Source organism: Alkalibacterium indicireducens, from assembly GCF_039522005.1.
In the GTDB taxonomy this organism is placed as follows: Bacteria; Bacillota; Bacilli; order Lactobacillales; family Carnobacteriaceae_A; genus Alkalibacterium; species Alkalibacterium indicireducens.
On record NZ_BAAADA010000167.1, the window covers coordinates 1 to 5,981 of the forward strand.

At 41.6% G+C, this 5,981-nt stretch carries 6 protein-coding genes; 1 reads left to right on the plus strand and 5 read right to left on the minus strand.

Annotation, left to right across the window (positions count from 1 at the left end):
- Positions 1 to 178: 178 nt before the first annotated feature.
- The 5 genes from ABFX15_RS09550 to ABFX15_RS09570 all read right to left on the minus strand — a co-directional run bounded on the left by ABFX15_RS09550 (position 179) and on the right by ABFX15_RS09570 (position 5,099).
- Positions 179 to 712: a polymer-forming cytoskeletal protein gene (locus ABFX15_RS09550; RefSeq protein ID WP_346025193.1), complete on the minus strand. Its 534-nt coding sequence runs from the start codon at positions 710 to 712 to the stop codon at positions 179 to 181.
- Between the two features lie 405 nt (positions 713 to 1,117).
- Positions 1,118 to 2,101, minus strand: a complete 984-nt coding sequence (locus ABFX15_RS09555) for a hypothetical protein (protein ID WP_346025194.1) — start codon at positions 2,099 to 2,101, stop codon at positions 1,118 to 1,120.
- Between the two features lie 213 nt (positions 2,102 to 2,314).
- Entirely contained in the window at positions 2,315 to 2,785 is a 471-nt protein-coding gene (locus ABFX15_RS09560; RefSeq protein WP_346025195.1) for a glutathione peroxidase, read from the minus strand.
- Positions 2,786 to 2,823: 38 nt separating this feature from the next.
- Positions 2,824 to 4,689 carry a heavy metal translocating P-type ATPase gene (locus tag ABFX15_RS09565; RefSeq protein WP_346025196.1) on the minus strand — a complete coding sequence of 622 codons (1,866 nt, stop codon included), beginning with the start codon at positions 4,687 to 4,689 and terminating at the stop codon, positions 2,824 to 2,826.
- Between the two features lie 272 nt (positions 4,690 to 4,961).
- Complete coding sequence (locus ABFX15_RS09570) at positions 4,962 to 5,099, minus strand: ribbon-helix-helix domain-containing protein (protein WP_176759613.1); 138 nt, start codon at positions 5,097 to 5,099, stop codon at positions 4,962 to 4,964.
- Positions 5,100 to 5,175: 76 nt separating this feature from the next.
- Here ABFX15_RS09570 and ABFX15_RS09575 point away from each other — a divergent pair.
- On the plus strand, positions 5,176 to 5,981 hold an 806-nt coding region (locus tag ABFX15_RS09575; protein ID WP_346025197.1), incomplete at its 3' end, for an RNA-guided endonuclease TnpB family protein.

Here is a 5,981-nt window from a genome sequence, read left to right on the forward strand (position 1 = left end):
ACAGTTCCTACTGCAAAGCCTGTAGTGGACTTTCACCACCAAGTTGTCGCCCATGCCGGGCGCACCAAAAAACAGCTCTGTGCACGTATTGTGCATAGAGCTGCCCCCTTTTAGGTAATTAAATCTGATACCCGGTCTCTCCTGTGTCCGCAGGTGATGATGTTTCAGTAGAATAGACTTATTCGTCTACGCTGACTTCGCCTTCTACAGTTCCTTCATCCAATAATGCTGAATCCATGAATTCCTGAGAAGCGAATGTCACGTCTCCTGTTACTGTAGCGTTGGATAGTTCGAATCCGTCTTCTTCTACGTATACGTCTCCGTCTACTGTACCTTCCTGAATACGGAAGTTTGGTGATTCAACAATCATTGTGCCGACAGATAGAGTGTACTCATTAGTTACATTACGATCTTCATCCTGGTCGTAAAGCGCCAGTTTGCGGTAAACATCTCCGTCTTCGTCATCCTTGTCGTAGAATGTACCTGCAACTGTCAAGTCTCCGTCGATAGTTACATCAGCTGTTATAGCAGTAATCCAGTTTCCGTCAGCACTTAGAGAAGCTTCAACTTCACTGGCATCATCTGTAATAGATGCAGCTGTTACAGCATCGCCATTGTCTCCGTTGTCGTCAGTATCTGCACCATTGTCACATGCTGCCAAAAATCCGCCTAGTGCTACTACTGCAGCGCCTGCAGCTAATTTCTTTTTCAAAATATCTATAATTATCCCTTACCTTTCCTGATGGAAATTTTATTGATCATAGAATGAACGGAGAAGAAGGAGAGAATGATTAATTCGGACAGTTCTTCCCCGACTCATTACTAATTATACTATACCTTACATTTGTGAAGCAGTCAACAATTCAACCCACTAAAATCATCTTAATTATTACTCATACGTTTATAATTACAGGGCTTATTTTTGTGAAATGTCAATCGCTTACTTTCTTATAAAAAAAGGAAAAACTTCAAAATATCCTATCTCATTTGTTTAATAAAAACTGCCCTTCTAACTAACATGTGTCAGATTGTTGAGTAATTGTTCACAGAGTCAATCTGTTCAGCAATGTGAAAGATGACCGCCCTATCTATCCTGGCGGTCATCCTGGAGTCAAAACTAGTCTACCCTAATATCGCCTGTAACTTCTGAATTCTCATCGATTTCTGATGATGCTTCAAATTCTTCACTTGCGAAGATCAAGTCTCCATCGATTGTTCCACCAACTAATTTAAATCCGTTAGCTTCTACATACACGTCTCCTACAAATGTACCATTCTGCAGACGGGTGTTTTCGTTCTGAAGTGCGATGCTCGGTGCTGTTAAAGTAAAGCTGGCAGTAAGGTTGCGGTCTGCATCCTGCTGATACAGTGCCAGTTTACGTTCTGACTCACCTTTGTTTTCAAATCCGTCGACCATGACTAGATCTTCATCTGTTGTAATGTCATCTTCGAACATGACGATCCATGCACCGTTACTTGACAGTCCTTCTAGAAGAGACGCTTCGTCACTGACTTGAACTTGTGTTGCTCCTGTAGTGACGTCGGCAGTTTCGCCTTCTTCACCTTCGACTCTGATTTCACCCGTTACTGTTGCGTCATCGTCGATTTCTGCTGATTCCTGAAGTTCTTCACTTGCGAAGATCAAGTCTCCATCGATTGTTCCACCAACTAATTTAAATCCGTTAGCTTCTACATACACGTCTCCTACAAATGTACCATTCTGCAGACGGGTGTTTTCGTTCTGAATAGTGATGCTTGGGGCAGTCAGAGTAAAGGTTTCTGTTACGTTACGGTCGGCATCCTGAGCGTATAATGCAAGCTTACGTTCAGTTTCTCCTTTATTCTCGAAACCTTCTACCATAACGAGATCTTCATCAGTGGTGATATCATCTTCGAAAATAACGATCCAAGCTCCGTCACTGGATAACCCTTCGAGTAATGTATCTTCATCATTTACACGAACTTGAGTAGCGCCAGTTGTAACTTCAGCTTCTGTTTCTTCCACTTCTTCAGCCGGCTCCTCTGTTTCTGCAGCGTTGTCACAAGCAGCTAGTAACCCCATGCTTGCTGTAATAAGTAATAATTTGTTCCACTTTGCCATTGTTGTTTCTCCTAATTAATTGTGATTTAATTCACATTAATCATAGCATGTTTCAACTTTATGTCAATTACATTTCAAGAAGAAAGCTCTAATATTTAAAAAAAATTAAGCTAAACTGCATAAATAAAAGCCTTGTCAGCACCAAACAACTGTGATTCGGTAACTTAACAAGACTTTGTTTTAAATGTTTTACATGTGAAGAAATCTTCTTTTTTATTTATCTAACTGCTTTTTCAGTTCTTCTTCTACTTTTTCAGGACCAGATACAGGAGAGAAACGTTCGATCACTGATTCCTGCGGCCCTATTAAAAACTTAGTATAGTTCCATTTAATCATCTTCCCGCCTGTCTGTTCTTTAAGATACTTGTACAAGGGGTGAGCGTCATTCCCGTTGACTTTGATTTTTTTAAATAATGGAAAAGTCACGCTATAGTTCATGGTACAGAATTCCTTTATTTCGTCATTTTCCAGCGGCTCCTGATTCATAAACTGGTCACAGGGGAAGCCTAGTACCCGGACTCCCTTATCTTTGTATGCGTTGTATATACTCTGGAGCCCTTCAAGCTGCCCCACTAGACCGCACTTGCTGGCCGTATTGACAATAATCAGCCAGTTATCTCTATATTCATCCAGTGTCTGTTTCTTTCCTTCAATCGTTTCTACTTCAATATCATATAAATCCATGGGGGCATTCTCCTTTAACTGTTGTGCTGAAAACTCGATCATCTGAGCAGACGCAGGCCGTTCAGTATAACTAGTATCGTGCTGCCTTCGTGTCCAATGACTCCTAAAGGAAGATTGATCAGCTGCAGCAGATTCACTATGATCAGAAAAACAATCACGGCAATCGAAAATACAACATTCTGCATTATGATTCTGTTCAGGCGTCTGGACAGTTTATGACTATAAGACAGCTGCTGCAGATCATTTTTTACAAGCACCACGTCAGCAGCTTCCATAGCGAGATCCGTTCCCGCACCCATTGCAATTCCGATGGAGGCATTCGCCAGAGCCGGAGCATCGTTTATGCCATCGCCTACCATGACAATTGTGCCGTACCGTTTCTTCAGTTCCAGAATCAGTTCCGCTTTTTCGTCAGGTAGGCAGTTGGCTATCACCTCATCGACTCCTATCAATGAACCGATCGATTCACCTGTCGCCTGATTGTCTCCAGTTATCATGAGCGTCCTGATGTTGTGACTTTTAAAATAGTCTACTGTTTCTTTTGCTCCGGGAGCCGGGAGATCCAGTAAAGCAATATAGGCAGTCAGTTCATCATTTTTTGATACATACAAAACTGTCTTTCCCTCATTCTGTCTGTTCATTGCTTCAATTGCCAAGTAATCATCATCATTTTTAACAACAAATTCTTTCTTTCCTATTTTATATCTGTCTGTTCCGTCAACGCCTTCCATCCCTTTTCCTTCTACTTCATTGATCAGGTCAAAGTGGAACAGTCTGCCTTCCGTTTCAGCACTCAAATGATCGACAACTGCTCTCGCAAGGGGGTGGCTGGACTGTTTCTCCATAGCGACAACGACCTGCTGGATCTCCTTGCCATATGACTGATCATTAAATACCACATCCGTCACTTTCGGTGCTCCTTCAGTCAGAGTTCCGGTTTTATCAAATGCAACTGCGCTGATATGACTAAAATTCTCAAGGTAGGAACCGCCTTTATACAGCACGCCGTTTTTAGCTCCGTTAGAAATCGCCGATAAAGTGGCGGGACTGGCTGAAGCCATCAAAGCACAAGGTGAAGCAACAGTAAGCAGGACCATTCCTCTGTAAAATGATTCTGTGAAACCCCAACCAAGAATATAGAGAAAAACAAGAATCATGACTGGCACAAAAACTAGAACAATTTTTACATAATGCGTTTCTATCGACTGAATGAATGTTGCTGTCTGAGACGGTGTACCTTGCGCTTCATCAACTAGTCTGATTATTTTAGCGAAAAGTGTGTCTGAATAGTCAGTGGTCACACGAACCTTAATAGGCTGAGAAATATTCACAGTTCCCCCGATCACTACATCTTCCGCCTGCTTACTTACAGGGACCGATTCGCCTGAGACTGCTGATTCATCGATGAGCCCATACTGACTGATTAGCTGACCGTCTATAGGAATGGCAGCTCCCTTCGGAACAAGGACACAGTCACCTATTTCGAGAGCTTCAGTTTCGACTTCTTCAGTTCTGCCTTCTTTTGTGAGGCGGAGAGCTGTGTCAGGTGTAAGCTTCATCAGGTGAGAAATGGCATCTGTACTTTTATTTGTTGTGTAGATTTCAAGTGAGCCACTAAGTGAGAAAATGAAAATCAGCAGAGCACCCTCCAGCCAGAAACCGATGATCGATGCCCCTACTGCTGCCAGAACCATAAGAATGTCAACATTTAGCGACCTGTCTTTGACCAGCTCCATTATGCCTTCTTTCCCCTGATAATATCCGCCAATAACAAAGGCACTGAGAAAGAGGACAACATCCATCGGTCCCCAGTTATTATATGAAGCAACGCCTCCGAACAGAATCAAAAACCCGCTGATCACGGTCAGAAGCATTGGCTTGTTATTTTTGAATAATGCAGTCATCTTAGTCCCCCTAGTCCATGCCTTATATGTTAAAGATAGCACAATCTTAAGTATGATCCTAGTCAATTCATTCAGATGAGAATGATACTATTTCTCATTATCCATAATCTTGCCATTATTACTAAAAAGACCTTTGACAGACATATGTATTTTCTGCCAAAGGTCCCATTTATTTTAACGTAATTCCGAAAGAAGTCTCCCACTTCTAAACGTATGGGTGCGAAGCACCAGTGAAAGTGGGAGATGAATGTCGGTCAAGCGATAGCTTGAATTTATTTTTCAAGACCTTTTCTTATTAGTTCGAGGATAGCTGCTGTTCTTGTCGGCAGTCCATTTTCTTTTTGATAGGCGTCTACTTTTTCTAAAATGATTTTTGGCATGCGTATTTCTACGCGTTCTTTGTCAGACATATGTTCACCCCCGACTTGATTGTACGGTATTTTTACAGTATAATCAAGTAGAAAACTAAAAGAGGAGGTGACAAATATGTTGAAAGCATACAAGTACAGATTATACCCAACCGAACAACAAAAAGACTATTTTGCGAACTGTTTCGGATGCGTCCGCTTCATCTACAACAAAATGCTCAGCGACAAAATCGACCACTACAAAGAAACGAAACAGATGCTCCACAATACACCGGCTCAGTACAAAAAAGAATTTTCATTTTTGAAAGAAGTGGACAGTCTAGCCTTGGCGAATGCCCAACAAAATCTGGAAAGAGCCTATAAAAACTTTTACCGAGACAAGTCCGTCGGTTTCCCGAAGTTCAAATCCAAACACAAGTCAAAAGCGAGTTATACCACCAATAACCAAGGCGGAAATATCCGAATGGAAAACGGAAAAATCAAACTTCCAAAAATTGGTTTCGTGAAACTGAAGCAACACAGAAAGTTTGAAGGAGTCATCAAGTCGTGCACCATTTCCATGAACAAGTCCGGAAAGTATTTCGTTTCTATTCTGGTGAAATCAGAAGAGGAGAAAATGGAAATCACCGAAAGGAAAATCGGGATTGATTTAGGCCTTTCGGATTTCGCTATCACTACCAACGATTTAGGTGAGATAAAGAAATACAAAAACCCCAAACATCTGTATAAATCAGAAAAGCAACTCAAGAAAGCCCAGCGTTCGTTGTTCCGCAAACAAAAAGGCGGTAAGAACCGAAACAAAGCCCGCTTGGTGGTTGCTAAGAAACACGAAAAAATCGCCAATCAACGGAAGGATTTCTTGCACAAACTATCCAAAAAGATTACAGACGAAAACCAAGTCATTGTAATAGAAACTCTGTCCAG